20 protein-coding genes are annotated in these 24503 nt (G+C 35.5%); 12 read left to right on the plus strand and 8 right to left on the minus strand.

Annotation, left to right across the window (positions count from 1 at the left end; translation table 11 throughout):
- Positions 1-8: 8 nt before the first annotated feature.
- Positions 9-1124 carry a CgeB family protein gene (locus ACQKMR_RS17105; RefSeq protein WP_427698362.1) on the minus strand — a complete coding sequence of 372 codons (1116 nt, stop codon included), beginning with the start codon at positions 1122-1124 and terminating at the stop codon, positions 9-11.
- A gap of 1358 nt (positions 1125-2482) precedes the next feature.
- Between ACQKMR_RS17105 and ACQKMR_RS17110 the strand changes: the two genes are divergently transcribed.
- The 9 genes from ACQKMR_RS17110 (at position 2483) to ACQKMR_RS17150 (ending at position 12072) form a co-directional block, all read left to right on the plus strand.
- Positions 2483-3346, plus strand: a complete 864-nt coding sequence (locus ACQKMR_RS17110) for a glycosyltransferase family 2 protein (protein ID WP_427698363.1) — start codon at positions 2483-2485, stop codon at positions 3344-3346.
- Between the two features lie 673 nt (positions 3347-4019).
- Entirely contained in the window at positions 4020-5072 is a 1053-nt protein-coding gene (locus tag ACQKMR_RS17115) for a glycosyltransferase WbsX family protein (protein WP_427698364.1), read from the plus strand.
- Positions 5073-5154: 82 nt separating this feature from the next.
- Entirely contained in the window at positions 5155-5751 is a 597-nt protein-coding gene (locus tag ACQKMR_RS17120) for a class I SAM-dependent methyltransferase (protein ID WP_427698365.1), read from the plus strand.
- 920 nt (positions 5752-6671) lie between these two features.
- On the plus strand, positions 6672-7796 hold the full coding sequence (locus ACQKMR_RS17125; RefSeq protein WP_427698424.1) for a DegT/DnrJ/EryC1/StrS family aminotransferase: 1125 nt from the start codon (positions 6672-6674) through the stop codon (positions 7794-7796).
- Positions 7793-8428, plus strand: coding sequence for an acetyltransferase (locus ACQKMR_RS17130; protein ID WP_427698366.1), 636 nt, complete (start codon positions 7793-7795; stop codon positions 8426-8428). Before ACQKMR_RS17125 ends, ACQKMR_RS17130 begins: the two co-directional genes overlap by 4 nt.
- 495 nt (positions 8429-8923) lie before the next feature.
- Positions 8924-9790, plus strand: a complete 867-nt coding sequence (rfbA, locus tag ACQKMR_RS17135; RefSeq protein WP_427698367.1) for a glucose-1-phosphate thymidylyltransferase RfbA — start codon at positions 8924-8926, stop codon at positions 9788-9790.
- A gap of 26 nt (positions 9791-9816) precedes the next feature.
- Positions 9817-10776: a dTDP-glucose 4,6-dehydratase gene (rfbB, locus tag ACQKMR_RS17140; protein ID WP_427698368.1), complete on the plus strand. Its 960-nt coding sequence runs from the start codon at positions 9817-9819 to the stop codon at positions 10774-10776.
- Positions 10773-11624, plus strand: a complete 852-nt coding sequence (rfbD, locus tag ACQKMR_RS17145) for a dTDP-4-dehydrorhamnose reductase (protein WP_427698369.1) — start codon at positions 10773-10775, stop codon at positions 11622-11624. The genes rfbB and rfbD overlap by 4 nt, the downstream gene beginning before the upstream one ends.
- On the plus strand, positions 11614-12072 hold the full coding sequence (locus ACQKMR_RS17150; RefSeq protein WP_427698370.1) for a dTDP-4-dehydrorhamnose 3,5-epimerase family protein: 459 nt from the start codon (positions 11614-11616) through the stop codon (positions 12070-12072). The genes rfbD and ACQKMR_RS17150 overlap by 11 nt, the downstream gene beginning before the upstream one ends.
- Positions 12073-12478: 406 nt before the next feature.
- Here the strand turns inward: ACQKMR_RS17150 and ACQKMR_RS17155 are convergent, their stop codons facing one another.
- The 3 genes from ACQKMR_RS17155 to ACQKMR_RS17165 all read right to left on the minus strand — a co-directional run bounded on the left by ACQKMR_RS17155 (position 12479) and on the right by ACQKMR_RS17165 (position 15677).
- Complete coding sequence (locus ACQKMR_RS17155; RefSeq protein WP_427698371.1) at positions 12479-13255, minus strand: HipA family kinase; 777 nt, start codon at positions 13253-13255, stop codon at positions 12479-12481.
- The gene (locus ACQKMR_RS17160; RefSeq protein WP_427698372.1) at positions 13252-14367 is read right to left on the minus strand and encodes a glycosyltransferase family 4 protein; all 1116 of its coding nucleotides are present in this window, start codon (positions 14365-14367) and stop codon (positions 13252-13254) included. The genes ACQKMR_RS17155 and ACQKMR_RS17160 overlap by 4 nt, the downstream gene beginning before the upstream one ends.
- A gap of 101 nt (positions 14368-14468) precedes the next feature.
- Positions 14469-15677 (minus strand): hypothetical protein, encoded by a 1209-nt coding sequence (locus ACQKMR_RS17165; RefSeq protein ID WP_427698373.1) that lies wholly within the window; start codon positions 15675-15677, stop codon positions 14469-14471.
- Between the two features lie 663 nt (positions 15678-16340).
- Between ACQKMR_RS17165 and ACQKMR_RS17170 the strand changes: the two genes are divergently transcribed.
- Positions 16341-17108 carry a MerR family transcriptional regulator gene (locus ACQKMR_RS17170; protein ID WP_427698374.1) on the plus strand — a complete coding sequence of 256 codons (768 nt, stop codon included), beginning with the start codon at positions 16341-16343 and terminating at the stop codon, positions 17106-17108.
- Between the two features lie 78 nt (positions 17109-17186).
- On the opposite strand, the gene ACQKMR_RS17175 is transcribed toward ACQKMR_RS17170, so the two are convergent.
- Both ACQKMR_RS17175 and ACQKMR_RS17180 read right to left on the minus strand, forming a co-directional pair.
- Positions 17187-17495, minus strand: coding sequence for a hypothetical protein (locus ACQKMR_RS17175; protein ID WP_427698375.1), 309 nt, complete (start codon positions 17493-17495; stop codon positions 17187-17189).
- A gap of 87 nt (positions 17496-17582) precedes the next feature.
- Complete coding sequence (locus ACQKMR_RS17180) at positions 17583-17771, minus strand: hypothetical protein (protein WP_427698376.1); 189 nt, start codon at positions 17769-17771, stop codon at positions 17583-17585.
- A 587-nt stretch (positions 17772-18358) separates the two neighbouring features.
- Here ACQKMR_RS17180 and ACQKMR_RS17185 point away from each other — a divergent pair.
- On the plus strand, positions 18359-19570 hold the full coding sequence (locus ACQKMR_RS17185) for a macrolide family glycosyltransferase (RefSeq protein WP_427698377.1): 1212 nt from the start codon (positions 18359-18361) through the stop codon (positions 19568-19570).
- A 455-nt stretch (positions 19571-20025) separates the two neighbouring features.
- Here ACQKMR_RS17185 and ACQKMR_RS17190 read toward each other — a convergent pair whose 3' ends face one another.
- The gene (locus ACQKMR_RS17190; protein WP_427698378.1) at positions 20026-20946 is read right to left on the minus strand and encodes a patatin-like phospholipase family protein; all 921 of its coding nucleotides are present in this window, start codon (positions 20944-20946) and stop codon (positions 20026-20028) included.
- 861 nt (positions 20947-21807) lie between these two features.
- On the opposite strand from ACQKMR_RS17190, the gene ACQKMR_RS17195 reads away from it, so the two are divergent.
- Positions 21808-22620 carry a glycerophosphodiester phosphodiesterase gene (locus ACQKMR_RS17195; protein ID WP_427698379.1) on the plus strand — a complete coding sequence of 271 codons (813 nt, stop codon included), beginning with the start codon at positions 21808-21810 and terminating at the stop codon, positions 22618-22620.
- Positions 22621-22789: 169 nt separating this feature from the next.
- Here the strand turns inward: ACQKMR_RS17195 and ACQKMR_RS17200 are convergent, their stop codons facing one another.
- Positions 22790-23677: a replication-relaxation family protein gene (locus tag ACQKMR_RS17200; RefSeq protein ID WP_427698380.1), complete on the minus strand. Its 888-nt coding sequence runs from the start codon at positions 23675-23677 to the stop codon at positions 22790-22792.
- Between the last annotated feature and the right edge of the window lie 826 nt (positions 23678-24503).

Below are 24503 nucleotides of genomic sequence, written 5' to 3' on the forward strand. Positions count from 1 at the left end.
AAATGGAATTATCCATATATTATCTTTAACAGAGTTGATAGTCTTTTCGTGTAAGTATGGCTTTTTAATGTTTGAATATATCCTCTTTGCGCAATCGTATTTCTCTCCTCGTCATGGTTTAAATAATAGTCTATCTTTTCAGTTAATTCCGAAGGAGATTTGTAAGTTTCTATTTCCTTCCCAATTTCATAATAACGTTGTAATTCTTGTCGGATATCCGAAAGCTGAAATGCGCCGCAGGCAGAAATTTCGAAGGTTCGAGGGTTAATTGAAAGGGCCGTTAGTTTATTACTGTTACGGTTGAATAACGTAGTATCATCGTATAAACGATGATTATTAATCACAATTTTGGATTGATTAATAAGGCGAGCCGATTCACTCGGAGATAGGAAACCAAAACGGATTTTATCAGAAAGCAAGTGATAATTCCGCATCCGGTCCCAACGCGACCCCACGATGAGTGTATTTTTTTTTGATAGAAAGGGAGCAATTTCGTCAAACAAAGAGATTCTGTTGTTCCAACCTGACCCCATAAAACAAACGTCAATAGGAACCGAGTTATCCTTCCTCGCCCTCTGATAATGGAAAACTTTTGTATTGACTGCGAGAGGTAAATAATGAACTTGGGGACAACCTAAAAGTTGATAGTAAGATACACAGCTTATCTCTTGTGTAAAAACATAATGATAATAGGGGGCTAAGTTTGTTGTTACGTCTGTATAGTATGGGTCATCCGTAAACCACACCGCTGTTTTAATACCCATTTCCCTAATGGCTTTCACTTGGTCAATAGGAAATGTATCTCCAAGTAAAACAAGCAAAAGGTCCGGCCTAAGTTCAGCTGCAAGACTGACCACATTTCCCTCCGCTTTTGCTGTATATACTTCACGCACTAAATTTCTAAGCTCCTCAATAATTCCTTGATTAATAACCCTATAGGTATCTCCATGCCAAGGATGAATATAAAGTACACTTTTATTCCAGAAATCAAATCTGTCATTAAGTCCCACTTCACCTTTGACCATTAAATCTGATGATGGGCCCTCACCCCCTTCTTTCTGGTCAACAGTGTAACCGTTTTTTTTGTCATTAAATTGATTTTTATTATCAATTTCTTTAAACATCTCTATTTATCTCCTTTTCCTACTTAAACATTGTCTTTTCTCGTTCCCACTGCAGCTATCTCTTAGTCCATGAGTAAAAATTGGGAACTTTACGCAAGCCTTGTTTGTCTTATGCTTTTATATAAAATTTTGCAAGCTCGTACAACAAATCTTTGCTTTATAATTCCTTATCAAAGTTGGACGAAGATAATATTCCGCACACGTACAAGAATCGGCAATGACTAGCTATAGTGTAAAATGAGAGTCATATTGGAACCCGGAAATATAATATCTATTTATATACAAATAAATAGATGAATTTTTTGGCCTTCTTAATCACGAAAAAACAAGTACATGATAAATCCCCATTGGTACAAATCGTTATCTTTATCACTGTTATTCTTCCTTATTAATATGAGAAATAGCAGAAAATATGACTCAATGAAAACTCAGATCTTCTTGTCATAATGAAATAAAACATACTTATATAAGTAGAGAGTGAAATGGCGATGTAAATTTCTTGTGCCACTATGTAGAAAGCACTTGAATAGTCTACAAAAGACGTGAATTAAAGAGTGAGTAATGAAAAAAAGCTAGGAACATGCATTTAAGTTCAGCAAGATCAATAAAATTTTGAATCAGTTGCAGTCTATTACCCGGGCGTTAGCAATATATTTAGATTAGGAAAGGAATTGAATATTCATACACTCATGAAAAAATTCCACTTATACGTCCTAACTTTGTAAAGAAAGAGGAGCTAATCCCTAATTATCTGAGAATCATGTCGAATATATAACATTTTTGGTCCTCTCAACACACGTTTTAGCAACGAGTATAGGAATACTTTGAACACATTTGAAAGTTACAACTGTCAAAGCGAACCCCGGCTTGGTATTACTATTTCACAATCCAAACGCCCAAAAGGGAAATATACCCAATGTTAGTTTTGGATTTTTTTGCCCCCTTGATTACGATGTGGTGTGATTTAGAGCACTTGATTTCCGTTCGGATAATTGGTGTATGGTTGAAAAACTCCCTTTATGAGGTGCTGCAAATATTAGGCGAGGATGTAGCTTTGTTACCCCATATGCTACGTTTAGAACAAAAATGAACCTTGAATACTATCAACAAACCCATGAATTTTGAGTACCAGTGGTTGCTCCTGCTGCCTGCTTTGGTCCTTATATCGGTAAGGAACTTCCATACGTGAAAAAATTACCATTTGGTCTTTGTCGGTCTTTGGAGGAGGACTTTTACTAATGAAGACATACCGGAAAAAACATTGTACGCAGAGTACCTACAAAGTACAAAAAAAGATTTCCATAGTTTTCATGTATCCTTCATAACAATTGTAAATAGGAAACAAGGGGGAAGTCATTGTGGGAAATCCTTTAGTTAGTGTAGTCATTCCTGCGTATAATCGACCTGATACTCTAAAAATAGCGATTGACAGTGTATTAGAACAAACCTACCCTAATATCGAAATTATTATTTGTGATGATAGTACAGATGATCGAGTACAAGAAATGCTTGGTCCTTATTTAGGTTCAAACTCTAAAATTAAGTATTATAAAAACGAAAGAAATTTATTTCTTGAAAATTGGCATAAATGCTATGATTTGGCATCAGGGGAATATATTAATTACTTGATGGATGATGATGTGTATCATAAAGAAAAAATCGCAAAAATGGTTTATTTTTTCAAAGAGTTCGAAAATATTACCCTTGTCACATCTTACCGACAAACTATCGATGCATCCGGTCAATTTCTCCCTCCTATTAGTGCTACAGCTAGAATATATGAAGAAACAAGGATCTTAGACGGAAAGATGTTGGGAAACCTTGCATTAACCCATTGTCTCAATGTTATTGGTGAACCGACAACAGTGTTATTTAGAAAAAAAGACCTTACCGAACGATATGGTGTATACAAAGGGAAACAGTATTCTCTTATCAATGATATAGCTGCCTGGTTGTCGTTGCTATCCAAAGGGAAAGCTGTGTATATTCCAGAAGCTCTTAGTTATTTTCGAAGACATCCGAATCAAAATAATAATACACTAGGCCTAAAAGCATTTAGTGAATGGTTAGATATTATGATTGCCTCACGGGAAGATGGATTTCTTGATACGAACGATTTATTCAAAACTGCTCTTCACTCTTATCGTGAACGTGTCAAGAATTATCATGAATTTGTAGAAGATATCAAGCAGATTGAAATGATGTTAACAACCTTGGACTAAAAATCTTGCTTTGTGACGCTTAGTTGTTGATTAAATTGAAAAGGCTCAATTTCTTTTTTAAAAGGGGATTTAGGAGATTATTATTAGGTGAATTTCAATACTGCACCTTGTAAGAATCTAGATAAAGTAAAATTAAATAATAAATATACCTAAAAATAATGAAACACTCCCAACTAATTGAACTATCCCCCCAAATAATGGACACACAAAAAAAGTTCCTTATTCGGGGTTTTTCTATGTCCTTATATTACAACCCCGTTTATTATCAATTCAGACATATGGGCGGAGGAAATCAGAATGAGTAAGATTGATAGCCAGGGGATATGATGACAAGCTTATATAACCGGATGGCTAAGATGGAAGCCGTCGGGTATCTTTTTTGACATCCCCTTTATTTGGATGGGGTACCCTATCGCAATTTTAGCCTGAAATCTATACCACAACAAGGATGGGATGAATACAGTATAACTACAATATTGTAATCTAGAAATCCATACAATAAATAAAATAAGAAGTCTCAATAGATTATCACTATAATAAACCTATTTTTTTATACAGGACTCTTTAGATCATTAATATTAATTAATGAAATGGGTTCAGCCCAATCCAATTAGTTTAAATAATATTGAAACAAAGTGTTCTAGTTTAACATTATTATAGGAGTGACAAAAATTTGAAACTTATAGCTTTCTATTTGCCCCAATTTCATCAAATTCCGGAAAATAACCTTTGGTGGGGACAAGGATTTACCGAATGGACGAATACAAGAAAAGGACAAACGTTGTTTCCTGGACATAATCAACCGAGGGAACCTTATCAAGATTATTACTATGATTTAACAGATGAAACTGCGAGAAAATGGCAAGCACAAATTGCCAAAAAATACGGTATCTATGGATTTTGCTATTATCATTATTGGTTCAAAGGAAAAAGGTTACTCGAAAAACCATTTAATGAGGTGCTTCGAACAGGAGAACCTGATCTTCCTTTCTGTCTCTCATGGGCAAATGAACCGTGGACTAGAAAGTGGGATGGGTGGATTCACGACGTCTTAATGCCTCAAGATTATGGTGATGAAGAGGATTGGAAAGAACATTTTGATTTTCTACTAACAGCATTTAAGGATGAAAGGTATATCAGGGTGGACAACAAACCTTTATTTACTATATATCGACCTGGTAGCATTCCAAGATGTGAGGAAATGTTACAGTACTGGCAAAATCTAGCTAAACAAAATGGACTTGAGGGTATTTACTTTGTTAAAACCTTAGCGGCATTCACGATTCCTCAAATTGCAGGATTCGATGCTTGTCTTGAATTTGAACCAGGTTACACTTTGAATCATGGAGGTGGTTCAACTTTCCGGAGAGCTGTGGATGGGTATCAACAAAAGTTTATTGTGATGGATTATGATCAAGTATGTTCATGTATATTAGATAGATCTGATATACAGAAAAATATAAAAACATTTCCAGGTGCATTTATTGATTGGGATAACTCGGCCAGAGTAGGAAATCGAGCACTGATTTTTAAAGGGTCAACCCCTGAAAAATTCTCTTACTATCTAAGTCAGCAAATTCAAAAGGCAGTGAAAAGTAATAGTGAATTTTTGTTTATCAATGCTTGGAATGAGTGGGCGGAAGGAACATATTTGGAGCCAGATAAGAAGTATGGATATCAATATTTGGAAGCAGTAAAAAAGGCAACTGATAATAATGGATTTTAATAAGTTTTCCGATAAATCTTAGTAGCTCTTCATATTATTTAAAGGATGAAAGTAACTACAATATAAGAGGTGACTTAATAAATTGAATACACAAGGAGATTATCCTCAATTAAAGATTAGTGAATTGTATGGTTTCATTGAAAGCGTAGATGGCTGGTTGACACATTTGGAACAAACGGCACTTCTGCATCTACCAGCTTTAGTTGATCATTTGCAAGGGGACATCATTGAGATTGGTTCTTTTAAAGGAAAAAGTACAACAGCCTTAGGTCTCGGAAGTAAGTGGATTAGTGAGCGCAAACGTTCGATATATTCAATTGATCCATTTATTCCTAATAGAGAATATCATGGAGATTACTTTAACGATTTTCAAAAAGCTATTCAAGGTTTTCAACTGGAGAACTATGTAATTCCAATAAAGAAGTACAGTCATGAAGCAATCGTTGAATGCCCTAAGCTTATTTCAGCACTTTTTGTTGATGGCAATCATAGCTATTTAAACGTAAAGCAGGATATACAACTTTATGCTCCAAGGGTCGTAACCGGAGGTATGATTGCATTTCATGACTACATTACTTACCTAGATGTCAAAAGAGCTGTCGATGAACTTTGTGAGAGTAAAGAATACGTATATGTCTGTGATTACGACAGTTTGCGCCTTATCCGTAAAATAAAATAAACTAATACAATAGGTGCAGTACAACGCTAATTTTATAGCAGAAATAAAAAACACCTTCAAATAATAATTTCGAAGGTGTTTTTCAGGTATAGGAATAATCAACTCGTCCCCATTAAGGTCATTTTGAACTGGATACAAGTCACAAATACAATATTTGTATCCTTCTTGTTTCTGGCACATTTTTTTCAAAGTAATAGCAAAAAATCACCTTTTCGGTGCAAAGCGAATGTGTATTACGCCGCTTTTACGCTACATAATTTAACCTATCGGGTTACTCAATAAATCTAAATGTCTGATATAACACTTCTTGTCTGAGTTTCTCCTTAATCCACAATGTAAACTGATGTAATCTTATTCTGAAAATCATTATTCAATTCCTCAAAGATAATGAACACTAGCCTTGATAAACGTACTTTTGTCCCGATAAAACCACCCTACTTTTTATCATAACTTGACACAATAGGTGACTCTAGCTGATATCTCTTATATAGCCAAACGGATGTCCTTGTTCATCATTTTTTACTAAAGAACTATTAAAATTATAGGATTCCTGTTATTCGCCAATTTATAGCCATAAAATTTATTCAAAAGGAATATGAATGGAAGGGACACCAAAGAACTATTGAATTGCAAAAATCTCCATCTATCGCATTCGAATCAAATGGAATATACGAATAACTATACTTACTTTTGATTCAAAAAAGGTTGTTTTTTTAGAAAGCCCAGATCTAAATCTGCTTTGCACCATCAGCGCCATAACATAATACAACTCTGTCTTTCCAAACAATCCACCTTACAGCAAAGAAACAGGGCATGACCCGGAATTTAAATTTATTTTTGGATGGCTAATCGAATACTTCTAAGTAATTATGTGGGAAAGTAATTAAATTTATAGATTAATTGAAACGGAGATGAAAAATATCAGTAAAATTCCGTTTTTACGACCCAACTTGGTTAGGCAGGAAACATTTACTAATTATTTATCCCAGATTGAAAAATCCAGATGGTACAGTAATTATGGACCATTAAATACTCTTTTTGAGAATAGAGTTCTAACCGAATACTATGAAGGAAACGGAGCGGCGCTCACGGTCAACAACGCTACCATTGGACTGATGTTAGCCATTAATCAGAGTAAACGGCCAAAAGGTAAGTTTGCATTAATGCCTAGCTTTACTTTTTCAGCCACCCCTCTAGCGGCTATGTGGTGTGGTTTAGAACCTTATTTTGTTGATGTGAACAAAGACAATTGGTGTATGAATGAGGAACTTGTAAAGGATGCATTAACAAAATTAGGAGATAAAGTGGCGGTCGTTGTTCCCTACTCAACCTTTGGAACAGACGTAAACCCATCCTTTTATAAGCAAATTCATGAGTCAGGGATACCGGTGGTTTTTGATGCTGCCCCCAGCTTTGGGACATCAGGGCGTAGTGGGTCATTTGGTAATAATTTTCCCGGCCCTATTGTGTTCAGCTTTCATGCTACAAAATCATTTGGTATTGGCGAAGGCGGCTTAGTATATAGTGCTGATAAAGATTTGATAAGTCAAATTCGACAAGCAGGAAATTTTGGGTTCTCGACTGATAGGGAAACTATATCACAAGGTCTTAATAGTAAACTTTCAGAATATAGCGCAGCCGTAGCTCTTGCAACTTTGGATGCCTATCCTGAAAAAATTCGACAGAGACAACAAATTTATCAATGGTACCAAGAGCAATTCCAACAAACCCCTGTCTTAAAAAAAGAATGGCAACTCCAAAAAACAGAAGGGGAAATTCCCCATCAATTTATGCCTGTTCTCTGTCCTAAAGATCAAAGTAATTTAGATTTTGTGAAATTGCTAGCTGACAATCAAATAGAAGCACGAACCTATTTTTCCCCCACTTGTCATCAACAAAATTATTTTACATCATTCAATCGGACATTAATGCCTACTACCAATAATATTTCAGGACGCATAATTAGTTTACCTCTATGGGAAGAAATGAAACAAAGTGATATTGTGCAAGTAACGGCAGTGCTTGCCAAAGGATTGGAACCATGAAAAAAATCGTCATCTGGGGATGCGGAGGGCATGCACGTGAGGTAAATCATCTGTGTGAAAATTCAAGTTATGAGGTTATAGGATTTCTTGATGAAAGATCGGAAATGAAGGGGATAATAATAGATGATGTACCGGTTTTGGGCGATCTTCATGATATTTATTCTCTTAGGAACAAAATTAAAATTGTTTGTGCTGGTGTAGGAGATCCATCTCTAAAAAAGCGCTTTGTCACCAAAACCAAAAATGCAGGTTTTGAGATTGCTGATACAATAGTGCACCCTTCCGTTTTTATATCAAAAAGGAACACACTTGGAGTTGGGTCGATTATTTGTGAAGGAACCATTATAACCACAAATGTTCAAGTGGGGAATTTTGTAATCATAAATCGAAGTTCGAACATTAGCCATGATAATACCATCACCGACTATGTTACGATAGGTCCTGGAGTTAATATTGGAGGTAATGTTACGATTGGTGAAGGAGCATACATTGGCATTGGTTCTTCTATCCGTGAAAAAATCAATATTGGTGCTTGGTCGATTATAGGAGGCGGAGCATTTGTAAAGAATGATGTTCCTGCGAAAACCCTTTATGCGGGAGTACCTGCACAGTTAAAAAAAGATTTAGATTAGAATATAGGTAATAAGGCTTAACATATAGTTATAAACTAATGGGTTCCGGTGAAAAAATTTAAGACCCAGACAATCTCACTTTTCCATATTGTAAGTGCTACTCTAAAATAGTTTTATTGGAATGGACAATGAAAAGTCAGTCAATTGTGAGCATATCAGCCTGATATTATTCTGATAAACAGGATTAAAGAACACTTACTTTTTTAAAGGAAAGAATTATTTCACCCGATTGATGTTTATCTCAGTAAACCAAGAGAAAAAAAAGGCTACAAAGCATGTTTTCAATTTAGCTTTGTAGTCTTTTCATGTCAATAAAGCTCAATCTCCTAAGAAATCTATATAAATCTTTAAAATCACACTTCATTTGTACAGAATCCAATCACATTCTTAACGCATATGATGAAAAGGATTATTTTTCAGTGAAATTCCAGAAACTGATAAAATTTAAATTCATTTTGTTTTTTTATATCATACTACTTGAGGAGGTGAATAATAATGAAAGGAATCATATTAGCTGGTGGATATGGAACTAGATTATATCCGTTAACGAAGGTTGTCTCAAAACAGCTATTACCTGTTTATGATAAACCCTTAATTTATTATCCATTGTCCGTACTAATGCTTGCTGGAATTAAAGATATCTTAATCATTTCTACCCCTCTTGATACACCTCGTTTTAAAAATTTATTAGGTGATGGGTCACAATTAGGAATCAAAATAAGTTATATATCACAGGAAAAACCGGATGGTATCGCACAGGCTTTTATTATAGGAGAGGATTTTATAGGAAAGGACTCTGTATCTTTAATATTAGGAGACAATATTTTTTATGGACATAATTTCACGAAAACATTAGAAGAAGTCGTTACTCGACATAACGGTGCGACTATATTTGGCTATCATGTTAAAGATCCTGAACGATTTGGTGTTGTAGAATTTGATGAAAATCGGAAAGTGATATCTTTGGAAGAAAAACCTGTAACTCCTAAATCTCACTATGCCATTACAGGACTTTATTTTTATGATAATAATGTTATTGATATCGCAAAGAGTATTAAGAAATCTTCTCGTGGAGAATATGAAATTACTTCGGTGAATGAATGTTACCTCAAGAAAAACCAGCTTAATGTTGAGTTATTGGGTAGAGGATTTAGCTGGCTAGATACAGGTACTCATGAATCACTACTTGACGCTTCCTTATTTATCCAAACTATCCAAAGTCGGCAAAACGTTCAAATTGCTTGTATAGAAGAAATTGCCTTTCGAAAAGGATTTATTTCACCACAGCAACTTCTTGCCTTAGCTAAACCATTAGAGAAGAATGAATATGGGCAATACCTTGTAAGATTAATAGAAAATTAACAGATATTCAATGAAAGGAGGCAATTATGAATCTTCTTGTTACAGGTGGGGCTGGTTTCATCGGTCTCAACTTTGTTCAATATTTGCTAAAGAATACTTCACACAATATAACCGTTATAGATTCTCTTACGTATGCAAGTCATCCTGAAGAGATACGTACCATAACATCATCTGATTCTAGATTACGCTTTATCAAAGGAAGCATTGTAGATGAAAAAGATATGGAAGCTGTGATGGATCAAAATTATGAAGCAATTATTCATTTTGCCGCGGAGTCCCATGTTGATAATAGTATTCAAAATGCAGATAAATTTATACAAACAAATATTGTCGGTACTTATCAATTATTACAACAATTAATCAAAGGCTATGCTAAAAAAATGATCCATATTTCTACAGACGAAGTATATGGTACTTTAAGCGCTACTCAACTACCATTCACAGAAAAATCCCCTCTTTCACCTAACAATCCCTATTCAGCTACAAAAGCAAGCTCAGATTTATTGGTGCGCTCTTACTATGAGACATTTAAATTACCTTTAATTACGACAAGATGCAGTAATAATTTTGGTCCTTTTCAAAACATGGAAAAATTCATTCCTACCATTGTGTATAGCGCTCTTCACAACCATAAAATTCCTGTTTATGGGGATGGTCTTCAAATAAGAGATTGGCTGTTTGTAGAAGACCATTGTAAAGCAATTTCTCTTATTCTTGAAAAAGGAAAATGGGGTGAAGTTTATAATATTGGTGGCGGAAATGAAAGAAAAAATATCGATGTCGTAAAACAAATTTTAGAAATAATGAGTAAGCCTGACGACTTGATTGAATTTGTTGAAGACAGAAAAGGCCATGACCGTAGATATGCCATTGATTCTACCAAATTACAAAACGAGTTAGGTTGGAAACAAACCTCTTACTTTGACCAATCGTTAGAAAAAACAGTTCTTTGGCATATAAACAAATTTAAAGGTACTTCCATATGAAGATTGTCATTACAGGGGCAGGTGGCCAATTAGGAAAAGAACTCATTCAGCTATTTAAAGAGGAAGGTTATGTGGTATTTCCATTTACTAAACAACAATTAGATATTACTAATCGTACTAAAATTAAAGAAATGATTGAGAAAATCCAGCCGGATTATCTCATTAATGCTGCAGCCTTTACACAAGTTGACCTTTGCGAAACGGATATAGATCAAGCTTATTTAATTAATGGAATTGGACCTTATTATCTAGCCTGTGAAGCAAAGGAAAAAAAAGTGAAGTTTTTTCATATTAGTACTGACTATGTATTTGAGGGAAAAAAAATTGAACCTTATATAGAAGAGGATGCTCCTGACCCCCAAACAATTTATGGAAAAAGTAAATTACTAGGCGAAGAATTAGCACTAACTGCTAATGAAAATACCACAATCATTAGATCATCATGGTTATATGGACATGAGGGGAAAAATTTCGTCAATACCATAAAAAAGTTGGCGGGTCATTCACAAGAAATCCGTGTTGTTCATGACCAATACGGTTGTCCTACTTACACTAAAGATCTTGGAATAGCAATTAATAAACTACTAACAAGACCGCATGGCATTTATCATGTCACAAACTCTGGAAGTTGCAGCTGGTTTGAATTTGCAACCGAAATTGTAACCTACTTAAAATCACAAACTGTAGTCACCCCTGTTTCTACGAAAGAATACGGTCTTAAAACACCCAGACCCATGTATTCTGTTTTAAGTCAAAAAAAGTTAAATTCCAATGGAATCTTTTTGCGAAATTGGAAAGAAGGATTACATGAATACTTAAAAAAGGAAGATGATGAAAATGGCCATTGAAGGTGTTATTTCTAAAAAATTAATTAAGCATTGTGATGACAGAGGATTTTTTGCAGAAGTGGTAAGAGATGATGACCATCTTTTATCTCATTTTGGTCAACTTTCATGGACAACATCTTATCCAGGCGTCATCAAAGCATTTCACTACCATGAAGAGCAAGATGACCTTTGGTTTCTTCCATCAGGTAATGCTCAAGTAGTTTTACATGACTTAAGAGAACACTCTGCTACCAAGGGTGAAACGAATGTTTATTATATGGGCGAAAACAATCCTAGTATTTTACTGATTCCTAAAGGTGTGGCTCACGGTTACCGCGTGCTTGGTGAAAAGCCAGCAACTGTTCTGTATTGTACGACAAAGTCGTATAACCCTTCCCAACCAGATGAAAAGAGAATACCTTGGGATGATAAAGAAATTAATTTTGATTGGGAAACAAAACATAGATAAACATCTATGTGGCTCAGACAAGACAAAAGTTTGGACCATCTTCTTTTAAATCACAATTGAAACACTTAAATGTATTTTTACAAATCCAAGTTCAACAAAAAATTTTCTGAGTCTTTTGTTGTGAATAATCTGTTTAAGTCTCTTTTCTATCTTCTAATACTCTAAATTTTTCTATCCTTCTATTTGTTTGAGTGCTGTCACCATGAAATTCCTTTCAAACTACTTTTCTTAGAATAAAGTAAAAAGAGCTAGCCTTAAGGCTAGTCTTTTTGCTAATAAAGCGTTTTTAATACCAAAAAAAATCTTTTGAATCCCTCCTAGCACACACAGTTAATCATACATAATGCTCAGTCCACTGTTAGTTTCGTGCCAAAATAAAACGCTGTTTACACAATAAGCATTGAAGTTATCCCTGGTTTTGGTGTAATGGTCGATATACACTTTGGATAACTTTCTGCACTAGTTTTGGAAGAATGTTTTTGCGGCGGCTCAGAAGCGTAGTAACCATTCCCTTTTTTTCCTCCATTGATACACCCCAGTCGTCGGGGATGAGAGCAACAATTTCTTCGATTAATAGAATAGGCATCGTCTGAATTAGTTCCAGTTGCTCGGTAAATTGTTTCTCGTCTTCGATAAAGAGTGCCATTAATTTGTGTGTTGCACTTTTTAGAATCCCAATCGGTAGCATTTCTAAATCGTGTTGAAGCCAATTGTAAGATCCAAATATTTCTGCATGGTCAATGACCCACAATTGGTAGGAATTAAGGTTTTCTTCATGCAAGAGAATATTTTTACGGGTTCGATCCCCATTACACAACCAGTAATCAAATAAAATGATACCGGCAAGCGACTGGTGGTTTATAATCTTGGAAACATTGGAAACTTGGTGAGCATCAACACAATCAGGTACATACAATGAAGCAAATTGAAAGTTGGTATGGCCCATTTGCGCCAGTTCCGGAACTTGAGAAGAAAAGTCTTGTGGAATCTCCACCAACTGGGCATATGGAATAGGGAGTCCGAGGTAACGGGCCAAACAGTAGGCAACCCATTCATTTGGTAAACTTTTTTCAAAGCCTGGTTGAAAATACTTCACCACATAATCTTTTCCATCACTAAATGTAATGAGATGTGCGTTCGATTTCCCTTCCAGTTTCTTTTGATAAACAGTGGGCTGTATCATGTGGCATTCCCCTCCTCATTTGCTCCATTTTCCAACTCGCAAATCCTTTGTAACAAGTGGATATACTGATCTGCCACCACATTTATTGCAAATTTATTTTGAATGTGAACTATGGCTGTTTTCGACATATCATGATAGGAATCTGGTTGATCTAAGATACCGTAAAGTTGCTTAACCGCGTCTTCGACATTTTGTCCACGAAAGAGCAGTCCAGTTTTCGCTTTTACAACCAATTCTGTGATTGGCATCATATTTGATGCAACAACAGGTACACCGCAAGCCATCGATTCAATAAAGGTATTGCCAAATGATTCTGACCTTGTGGTAGCGAGAGTACATCCTCCTGATTGACGAATTTTCGCATAGACATGTGGCATTTGTTGATAGGGAATGACCGGAAACCATTTGATGATATCTGTGAGCTGTTCCCCTTGCCAATTGGCTTCAAATTCTTCGCGTTGAACGCTTTGTGCTCCGCCAATAACCCAAATTTCAATATCATCGCGCTCACTTTTAATCCTTTTTGCTACCTCAATCAACATTGGCCAGTTTTTACGTTTGTCCAGCCTGCCAATCCAACCGATAATCTTTTTATTTTTAGGTAGTATAGGGGTAATTTCGAAATCAATTTCTTCAGTAGATAAAGGGCGGAAAAAAGATAGATCCACACCATTGTAAATCACGTCGATGGGGATGAAATCAGTCAGTATGGACACTAACCGTTTTTGATACTGTGAAGGAACAATGATGGATACCGGTTCAATTCCTTTGAAGGATTTTAAGTGAGGTTTCAGCTTAATAAGCTCTGGTGTGCGAGCTTCTACAATTACAGGTCCTTTATACTTTGCTTTTCGAATCCATTTATAGGCAGCACCTGTGTCTACAACAATGATCGCGTCATAGGCGTTCTTCTTAATAATTTTAATAATCTCCTGTTCATTTTTAGTTAAATAAACAGGAGCAACATCCTGCATAATGTGTAGCCCTCCGTGATCTGTCGTGTACAGAAATTCTGTATGAATCCCATGTTTTTTAAAATAGATTGCGCGGTTTCTCCATCCGGCATTAACCCCTCCAACAGTGAGCAAACGCCAGATTACAAGTACTTTCATATTGGTCTCTCCTCGTTTAAATTTAGGCTTCAACTCAAATACTTAGCTTCGGAAATAACTCTTTTCTTTATTTATCGTCAGCATTATTAGGGTTGTCACTTTTATTTATGACGAGTCTTTTTTTCCTTATCTTGTTTTTTGTCCTTATTTTGTTTTTTGTTCTTATCTTGTTTTTTGTCCTTTTTCGTTGTTTCTCGGTTTTTATCCTTTTTCGTTGTTTCTCGGTTTTTGTCCTTTTTTGTTGTCTGATTTTGCTCGGTTTTTGTCCTTTTTTGTTGTTTGTCTTTGTCTTTGTCTTTGTCTTTGTCTTTGTCTTGCTTTTTATCTTTCTCACTTTTTCTTCCTTGTTCTAGAAAGTCCCAATATTCATTTAACAATTGCGTTTTTTTACTTTTTGTACTTATCTCGGTTTTTGTCCCTTTTTTTTGTTTGCCCTTTTCACTATTCCCTCCCTTTTCAAGTACACTTTCCCATGCCTGTTCATGGTAGTCCCAATACTCATCGATTCTCCACATTACTGTGTCGGGATCAGCCCCCCGTGCGAGCATCGTTTTAACCCATTCTTCCTTAAATACTTTGTGTACTAAGCCTTCTAGTTGAACAACATAATTATTCTCATCTTTTGTTGTCAACAACCTTTTATTTAGAGTTTTAACTACATTAGTATCCTTCGGTTCTGACATGAGCACTTGGTACACGTCACGGGATAGCTCTTCCATTCGGATATAGTGCATCCATTCTTCATACAACTCCGGGGCTAGTTCTTGTACATGGGATAAAAACAATTCCTTATTTTCTTCACCTAGGGAAGTCAATAATTTACGGGGATAGGGATAGACTCGATCACGCCAAACAGTCCTCGCTACATCAATTACTTTTAGACTGCCATCCTGTAGCAGGTAAATTTGCCTCTTATGATGGTCAATACGCTCAAAACCTATTTCTTTAAAAGTGATTAGCATCTCAATCAATTTAGTGGAAAGTCCTATAGTTAGGGGTTGCGATTGCAAGTATTCACGTATATCGACCCCTTTAATGATTTCCATCGCAATATAAAGCGGTCCATTCGCATAGACTTTTGGAAAAAGGGTAGTGTGTTGCCCAAGGGAAAGAGCATAGTATTCTCGTTCACAATCTTCATTATTACCAAACACTTTCACACAAATATCGTCAGAAAGTTGAAAGACCGCTCCCTGACGTCCTTTACCAATCATCACCAATGGAGAGTTATTGACTATCTCCACGTCTGCATTATCCACATTTTGAACTTTTATATTTTTTATACATTGATTTAAATATTGCGTGTCCACAAATTCTCTCCTTTCATGAAAAAAGATACAAAATTCTTTATTACCTTTTTTCCTTAATAGATTTCAGATTTATAACCTCCCCATATATAATTCAAAAATGTAATACATTGTACGGGCTACCATCTATTAAAATTTAATAAATTTATTTCCACAGAAGGAAACATTGACCATCAAAAATCACCTAGCTGAATCTATGAATCAAAAAGAAAAATAACTATGAACGGTTTAATTGGGAAAAGGTAAGTGAAATCCCATTCTTTTATAGGTTCTATTCCAAATGGCTTAATTTTACTACGCACTAATCAATCTTGGAGCCCTGCTCATTTACATATTCAAGTAACGTTTTAACAATAACCTTTTCAGGCAACCACATTATTAAACTTCAGAAGTAAACTAAAACTCATTAATAAATTCAGCTTCAGTCTGCCAGGACTAATATTCAAAAAGCTTTTTGGCCTAACGCTTTACCCTCGTAACATTTTTAACCCAAGTCGCACCAACTGCTGATTGCACGGTAAACGACAGAAACATGAGTCGATAAGATGCAGATACGCACTTATTTTGGGTTCTACTGCCCGTTTATTCACTTTAAAATAATTCATATACCTATTGACCTTAACGCAACGTAAATGTTTATAGTTATCTTGTTAGGAGGTAACGACAATGGAATATACAGTGCAAAAATTAGGATTGATAGCCGGTATTAGTACTCGGACTTTGCGATATTATGATGAGATTGGGATTCTTAAACCAGCAAAAATTAACTCATCAGGATATCGCATATATGGTCGAGATGAAGTTGATAAGCTACAACAGATACTTTTTTACCGAGAGCTAGGTGTTAGCTTAGAAAGAATTAAAGATATAGTTACCGCACCCTCTTTTGATAGAGCGAAAGCACTGAGAGAACATCGCCAGAAGCTTCTTGAAAAAAGAAATCAATTGGATTTACTGATTTCAAATGTTGATAAAACCATTTCGTTAACAGAAGGGAAAGTTACAATGTCTAATAAAGAAAAGTTTGAAGGGTTTAAGCAGAAGTTAGTTGATGACAATGAAATGAAATATGGCAAGGAAGCTCGTGAGAAATACAGTGATGACGCGGTTAACAAGTCTAATAAAAAAGTTAAAGGTATGTCACAAGATCAATATGAAAAGGTTACAAAACTTGAAACAGAGATGATTGAAACGCTTCATGCTGCGTTCCAAACTGGTGACCCTGCTGGAGAATTAGCTCAAAAAGGAGCTGATTTACATCGTAAGTGTTTAAGCTTTTATTGGGATAACTATACAAAAGAAGCACATGCAGGAGTTGCCCAGTTATATGTAGACGATGAAAGATTCACTTCATACTATGACGCTAAACAACCTGGAATAGCTAAATTCTTAAGAGATGCGGTCCTTATTTATACGGGAATGAAAAACTGTTAGGGGGGTCTTAAACCCCTAATAGTAGCCCTTCACTTTAAAAATACTATGAATAGGGCTCCTGTATCTTCTTATTATGATTCACTGATATTTTTTAATTAAATCCAATATTGCTATCTCTATGAGATCACTCTTAATAAACTTCTGTTGGTCTGCGAACTTATCTAGCAAGGACTCAACTTCTCGGTTTATGACATTGGTTTTCCTTACTTTATCGCCTTTTTTGTCTAAAGTGACTAACCCTTGATAAAGATCGGCTCTATCTCCTGGGCTGCCCTTATGCTGATCATCAAGGACATATCCCCTTATCAGTTCCCTCAATACTGCTGCTGCTTCTGGCGTGAAACCCGTGTGAATATTATATTCACACGGGTTTCTTACGCTATTCACATCGAGAGAAATACCTTGTGGTTTTCTAGGTGAATTCTGTTTCACATCGGGTAAACTAGTCTGTATGCTAATAAACTCAAACACTGATTAATAAAGGAGTTGTTCTCCTTCCCCTGCATAAAACCAGCCTTTAGGATTTTTGTTCCGATACTCATAACCTTCATTATGCACTGCTTCCTTTAATCTCCTCTCCCCAATCTTAGCCTTGTCTTTTGTAACCTTGGCTACTGTACTTCCTGTCATGGATAGCTCGTCTATTACCTCTTTTATTTTCATTAATTCACATTCCCTTCACACTATCATGACTGTTATTTCACATATTCTCCATACTGGTGTGAATCCCTCACTCATATTGAACATATTCTGTAAATATTTGGTATTCACAGCCTAGGTAAGGCACAATTCCCCCCCTACGTGTGAAGGTAGCTGGGTTTTAATTCTGGGTGTGCAAAATAGCACTTAAAATAAACGCAAATTAGCTCCTAAAGTGACATCAAAGGCAAGTGAAGCAGTAATCAATCGTTACAAAAATACTTGTTTTTGGTAATGGTATGTAATAACATGGCAGTTATGTTATTCAGCAAACGGGCCATAAATTGAGTAAGCTCTTATGAAAATGACGGTAATTTGAAATAATTGTTATTAAGCAAACGGGCAATTTACTGAAAATAGCACTACTTTTAAATGAATTTGTTTGATGCGGTATCAATATTAGATTACATGGGTGATTAAAAGTTTGGGTTTTTCAAGTATTGCACTATGATTAACATTTAATTCCATTATTTGAGTTGAGCAATGGTATGGGACAGTGACCCTAACTCTTACATATCTAAAGAACACATTTTATCTAAGGAGTGGTTATAATGGCACGTGTTTTGTTTATTAATGCTGGATCAGAAGGACATGTCAATCCAACTATTGGAGTTGTACAAGAGCTTATTTCGCGTGGAGAAGAGGTAGTGTACTTTACAATCGAAGATTTTCGAGAGCGTATTGAGAAGACGGGGGCAACTGTAAGAACCTTTGATGTTCAAAAATTTTTAAAAGCCTTTATCTCAGGTGGAAGAAATTATTTACTCGAAAGAATCAACGGTCTTTTGCTTACGGCAGATATCGTGATACCAAGTGTTCTGGAGCAAATTGAAGGGGAACATTTTGATTATATCATCCACGATTCTATGTTTGGTTGTGGATATTTACTTGCAAAAATACTTAAACTTCCAGCAATTAATTCTTGTACTTCTTTTGCACAGACAAAAACATCATTCGATAAAATGTTCGAACAGCTTTCTAAAAACATTCCTACAGAAATAATTAAACCTATAAACGATGAATTTCAAAGCCTGACGGTAATGGTAAAGGAAAAATATGATGTGAAGATTCATTCTCCTTACGAAGTTTTTTGTAATCCTGCACCACTTACAATTGTTTATACTACTAGGGAGTTTCAACCTTTTGGAGAAGCATTTGACCAAACTTACAAATTTGTAGGTCCATCCCTCTCTTCACGATTAACGCAAGAAAACTTCGACCTTACTTCAATCAAGGGAAAAAGCCCAATTTACATTTCACTGGGTACTGTCTTTAACCAAGCAATTGATTTCTATAAGCTTTGCTTTAAGGCATTTGGGAACACTGATCATACCCTTGTCATGTCTATTGGGGAAAAAGCTCAAATATCTGATTTAGGGGAGATTCCTAAAAACTTCATTGTAAAAAATTATGTTCCACAAACTGAGGTGCTGAAATACACTAAATTATTTATTACACATGGAGGAATGAACAGTACCCATGAAGGTCTCTATTACGGGGTTCCGCTAATTGTAATCCCACAAAGCGCTGATCAGCCGTTAATTGCCCAACAAGTTTCCAATATTGGAGCCGGAATTAAATTACAAATGCAAAGCTTGACTCCAAATCAACTACTTGAAACCGTAGATCATGTGTTAAACCACCCATCTTTCAAAAAAGCTGTTGCAAATATTAGGGAATCCTTTCAAAAATCGGGTGGGTATCACAAAGCTGTTGATGAGATTTTCAAATTTAAAAGTCAATTTAATCTAAATGATATCTAAATATAAAAATTTTTCAACTGCCGTTTTAATGGCGACTTATTCTTAGTGGTTACGGTCATTTTATTAATAGATCAGGAACTATTATAAAATCTAGATTATGAAGTTATGCACTTAAAGTAACGGAGCGTTAGTTCAATATAATAAGCTTATTTGCATCTGTATTTCTATTTTTGTTATTCCATTAAAGGGAGCTTTTCTGGAGTAAAGATTGCGCTCTTTTCACAGCTAAGTGCTCATTACAAAAAACCAGCTAATATCTTGACAGGATATAAGCTGGTTTTATCTCCGATCAAAATGATGAAAACTCTACTTTGCGGGTCTAGAGCAAAAAACCTGTCACTAAGCCTACAAGTGCTAACCTACATCGTTTAAATAAGAAAATACGCCGTTGTAAACAGCTCAGCTTGTACCACTTTTGCATCCGTTTTTAAGCGATAGCATTTTCTTTACTCTATCTATTCTTTTCTCTTTATTATTCGTTTGATCTTATATTGTTCAAAATCCCAATTCGACAAAAATTCTTTTGCAGAGGTATAACCTGATTTATAGAGAAAGTCAATTTCATCTTCATTCAGTTCAAAATCAGTCGCGTTGATGTGACCAGTTGGAATTTGAATCGTGCGTTCAATCGTTTCTTCGTCCATATGCCGTAAATCATGGGCTTGAAGCATCGTTTTAAATATATTTTTGAAAAGATGAATCGGCGTTGGTATAACCGCATCTATGTTAACTTCATCTTTAACAAAATGGAATCCGAATGTTGGAAAACGAGGCTGCTCTGTTGTATCAAATATCCATATTGGGAAGTTACTAAGTAAACCACCATCTAAAATGTAGGATTTGTTACGGTCTTTTGATTTCCAAATAACTGGACGGAAGAAAAATGGCAAGGATGCACTCATCATAACGGCAGTTGAAACTTTTAAATCAGCAGGAGTCATACTATAGCGCCCCAAATCATCTGGCAAAATGAGCATTTGGCCATTCGAAACATCAGAAGCAATAATCTTCAACTTTCCATCAGGAAGATCTGCAAATGTTTTAATACCTTTTTTTGAAAGAAGTGAATCCATCCATGTTTCCAAATAGTCATTTTTGTAAATTCCAAGATGAACCATAAGCTCTAAAAAAGAACCGAAAATAGGAATCCGATTTAAAATCGTTCTCCCTCGAAGCTTTGAAAAATCAATTTCACTCAATTGGTCTCTAATTTCATAGCTTTTATAGCCGCTTGCTAAAAGAGCAGCTATTACAGCTCCCGCTGATGTTCCAGCCAGTCTTACCCATTCTACTTTTACCTCTTCCATAGCTTGAATCGCTCCAACAAAAGCAATTCCCCTGGCTCCGCCACCTTCAAAAACGGCATCTGCCCTCATATTTTCCACCTCTCGATAAGAGTTATTAATTATTAACCCTCTATATTAATACAATAAAAATTGTTACTATAAGACATTTTTGAAAACAATACCACAGCTAAACCAAAAGCGTTAAAAGCAGTTACTATAATCAACAGCGTACCACTGAAGTGTTTTACTTAGAAAACAAACATTAAACCTACTCTTTTATTAAAAAACGTCAGAATCCACTAAAATGATTATTTAACAGATGTCAATGATATAAAAAGTGCCAGTGTCCCTATCTTTTTATATGCATTAATATACTAAAAGGTTCTCTAGTCAACGAAACTAGAGTATTCAACTCATAGGGGTGCCATACGTTTATCTCCTTAAGTTATAAAGAAAACAATTCACTTTTTTCTGGTGATGGAGCCTTTCTTATTTGTTAAAGTCCTTCAATGCCCCGTTCTGCATCCTCTCGGTTTGGTTAGTTACCCACTAATCTATCATAGGGATCCGTTACATCTTTTCCTACCTAATAACCGGCTACCGCTTTCATCAATTTCGTTTCACTAATCTATCCAATTCTGTTCTTCTTTCAAGCAAAGAGAAATCCACCTCATTAGTTGAAGTGGATTCGCAGTTATTTGTTTTCACATCTATCTGTTTTGTATCATATAAGACAATTGCTTCTTTCCATTCTCTCCTCTGTTTATTATCTTGCCATGTAACATTCATATACGCTTTACTAAAATAGTAGAGTTGTAAATAAAAATAAGTTGAAATGCCTAATTTCCTTAACAAAATCATTATTTAGATGTAAATATAATTCCATAATGCGTCAACATTTCTTTTCTATAATTATAGTTGTATACATATTTTAGATTAGAGATGGAGAACATGAACAAAAAATTATTGGCAGGTTCCGGGTTAGCATTTACGCTGTTATTCAGTCCACTAAGTCAAGCTTTTGCAGCAGAAACAATAGGAGATTTAAGAAAGGTTGATAATGTTGCCCATCGTGGTGCATCAGCATATGCACCTGAAAATACGATTGCTGCTTATGATAAAGCAGTAGAAATGAAAGCAGATTATATTGAAATTGATGTTCAAAGAAGCAAGGATGGAGAGTTAGTACTTATCCATGATACAACGGATGGATCTGGAAAGGTTGGTGATTTCACATTTGAAGAACTAAGAAGCCTTGATGCGGGCAGCTGGAAAGGTGCGCAATTTGCAAGTGAACAAATCCCAACATTTGATGAAATACTTGATCGTTACCACGGGAAAATTGGAATATTAATAGAATTAAAGGCTCCAGAGCTATATCCTGGGATAGAAGAAAGTGTAGCTGAAGAAATAAAAGAACGAAATCTTGAAAAACCACAAAATGAAAAAATTATTATCCAATCATTTAACCATGAATCAATGGAAAAAATGAATGATCTCGTTCCTAAAGTTCCAATCGGTGTGTTAACATCGTCAAGAGCTGACACAACAGAACAAGCCTTACAGGAATTTTCAACATATGCCGACTATTTTAACCCAAGCTATGGAATTGTTACTAAAGAATTAGTGAATCAAGTTCACTATCTTGATATGAAAATTGGATTATGGACAGTACGTAGTCAAAAAGCAGCAGATTTCCTATTAGATATGGGAGTTGACGCAATTATTACGGATTATCCAGATTATGTAGATCCAAGAAACTAATATTTTTGTATAATTATTAGAAAAAAGGTCAATTTCTACAAGAGATTGATCTTTTTTTCATTTAATTGGTAAGTAAGTCTCCTTTTTTGTATTCCTTATAAACAAGAAACAAATATGTTAAAGCTGCTTAGGAAACTCATTGGAAGAATTATTGCCTATTAATGATTTTTCATTTTATTTCTATTTTCTTTTCTAACGAAAAAAACGTATCCGGATTTTTGGAATCTTTTGCCATCCAATTATCACCGTATGGATTAGTCAACAATTCCTCATAAACACCGTATAAGACGGCATTAATTTCCTTTGTATTCACTGATCTTGTATGTTGTATCAACCTTTTTCTTTCCGTCGGTTTATCAGAAACGAACAAGACTCTAACTTCGGCGATTTCTACGCCCCAGGTGGGATCATTTTTATAGGTATTCTTCGCACAATAGGCGTTATACCTCTTTAATTTTTCCATCGATACTTCTGCCCTTTGACGGCTTCTTTCCATTTCCACAAAATAAAGGAGATAATAATCTCTATCTTTGGTGGTCCTTTTCATGATAAAAGCTCCATCAGGACGAATGACGGTTTGCGCCGGAAATCTCTCTTTCCCGGTAGTATCTATAATCGGCTGACCATAGTTGCGATAGGCCCGCCGTTCAGAGAAGTATTCATAATACGTGATATCCGGGTTGCCCCCTATACTTGCATAGATGGCTTGTAAATGCGACAACCGTAATGAATGATAGATATAAGTAGGCGTCCGGTTCGACCAACGGGCATCCCACTCGGCTTCTCCCAGAATTTCCTTGACCTCTTGGACACCTTTCGTATCAAGCGTATAAACAAGCTGATTCCTTCCGTAGTCCCCCTCTTTTGCCAAAGGAAAGGATTTAACGTAACCTTCCTTCTCTAGTATCTTCATATGTTTTGAAATATACGGTTTACTGGAGGATGTACCATCTTCCTTTAAGAAAATGTACTTTTCAAGGTACGATACATCCACAAAAACTAAATCGTGGATAGAAACAAAAAGAGATTCTTCTCTTTCACCTATTTTCTTAGCCATTCTCGCTCCCCCTAATATGTAATCAAATCATCAGGATTTACATTTTTCTTCTGTTCAACAGGTGAATCCATACCAACCACGCTCTTTTAGAGTGACGCAGAAAAACACTTGAAAACCCTTCTACCGCTTACAAATATTTTTAAATGTCCTACTGCAACAATTCATCTGCTTCCTACTATTTATCTGGTTACTCGTCTCTCTTTGAAATAGCTAAACATTCAATCAACTAAACTTTCAGCGCACCTACATGATTATAGTTCTTATTTAGTACCATCATATGACTTTCGCTAAATAGCTTTTTGCTGTGTACGGCCAAAAACAATCAATAGAACGATCCACCACTCCCACAATCCCCATATCAGGATGTTCTGCGTTATATTTACTCTTAAAAAGGGCCAAAATAATCAACGGAGCCCAAACAATTTATCGACTCTATTCTTTGGTAATAATAATCTCTTACTAATCCTCTTCAACTGCATGACAATTAGCTTAGTAAGAAACTCATAAAGTAGTAATGCCATTTCACTCTGAGCTAGAATTTTGTCGTCCATTTTCAACTCATATATCTTCCCCCTCTTTCAAAACTAGAAAAGAGAACAGAATCTATTTTAAACTCTCTTACCTTCTTCACATCATCAGTTTACATAAAACCCAACCACCCTCTCCCATATATCACTCAAAAGGTGTAGTGTCACAAAAATAGAGTACAGGGAATGTAGGTCCGCTAACAGATCCTGCCTACTTTGAAGACATCCAAAATGGAAATTTAGAGGAAGAGCTAGTGAACATATTTTATACCCATTAATTACTCAATTATTAATGCATC

This window comes from Peribacillus sp. NPDC096540 (assembly GCF_050278525.1).
Lineage (GTDB): Bacteria > Bacillota > Bacilli > Bacillales > DSM-1321 > Peribacillus.

Excerpts from the sequence above, each read along its gene's own strand:
- ACQKMR_RS17105 (WP_427698362.1), bottom strand. The coding sequence starts at position 1,124 with ATGTTTAAAGAAATTGATAATAAAAATCAATTTAATGACAAAAAAAAC.
- ACQKMR_RS17130 (WP_427698366.1), top strand. The coding sequence starts at position 7,793 with ATGAAAAAAATCGTCATCTGGGGATGCGGAGGGCATGCACGTGAGGTA.
- rfbA (WP_427698367.1), top strand. The coding sequence starts at position 8,924 with ATGAAAGGAATCATATTAGCTGGTGGATATGGAACTAGATTATATCCG.
- rfbB (WP_427698368.1), top strand. The coding sequence starts at position 9,817 with ATGAATCTTCTTGTTACAGGTGGGGCTGGTTTCATCGGTCTCAACTTT.
- rfbD (WP_427698369.1), top strand. The coding sequence starts at position 10,773 with ATGAAGATTGTCATTACAGGGGCAGGTGGCCAATTAGGAAAAGAACTC.
- ACQKMR_RS17150 (WP_427698370.1), top strand. The coding sequence starts at position 11,614 with ATGGCCATTGAAGGTGTTATTTCTAAAAAATTAATTAAGCATTGTGAT.
- ACQKMR_RS17155 (WP_427698371.1), bottom strand. The coding sequence starts at position 13,255 with ATGATACAGCCCACTGTTTATCAAAAGAAACTGGAAGGGAAATCGAAC.
- ACQKMR_RS17160 (WP_427698372.1), bottom strand. The coding sequence starts at position 14,367 with ATGAAAGTACTTGTAATCTGGCGTTTGCTCACTGTTGGAGGGGTTAAT.
- ACQKMR_RS17170 (WP_427698374.1), top strand. The coding sequence starts at position 16,341 with ATGGAATATACAGTGCAAAAATTAGGATTGATAGCCGGTATTAGTACT.
- ACQKMR_RS17180 (WP_427698376.1), bottom strand. The coding sequence starts at position 17,771 with ATGAAAATAAAAGAGGTAATAGACGAGCTATCCATGACAGGAAGTACA.
- ACQKMR_RS17185 (WP_427698377.1), top strand. The coding sequence starts at position 18,359 with ATGGCACGTGTTTTGTTTATTAATGCTGGATCAGAAGGACATGTCAAT.
- ACQKMR_RS17190 (WP_427698378.1), bottom strand. The coding sequence starts at position 20,946 with ATGAGGGCAGATGCCGTTTTTGAAGGTGGCGGAGCCAGGGGAATTGCT.
- ACQKMR_RS17195 (WP_427698379.1), top strand. The coding sequence starts at position 21,808 with ATGAACAAAAAATTATTGGCAGGTTCCGGGTTAGCATTTACGCTGTTA.
- ACQKMR_RS17200 (WP_427698380.1), bottom strand. The coding sequence starts at position 23,677 with ATGGCTAAGAAAATAGGTGAAAGAGAAGAATCTCTTTTTGTTTCTATC.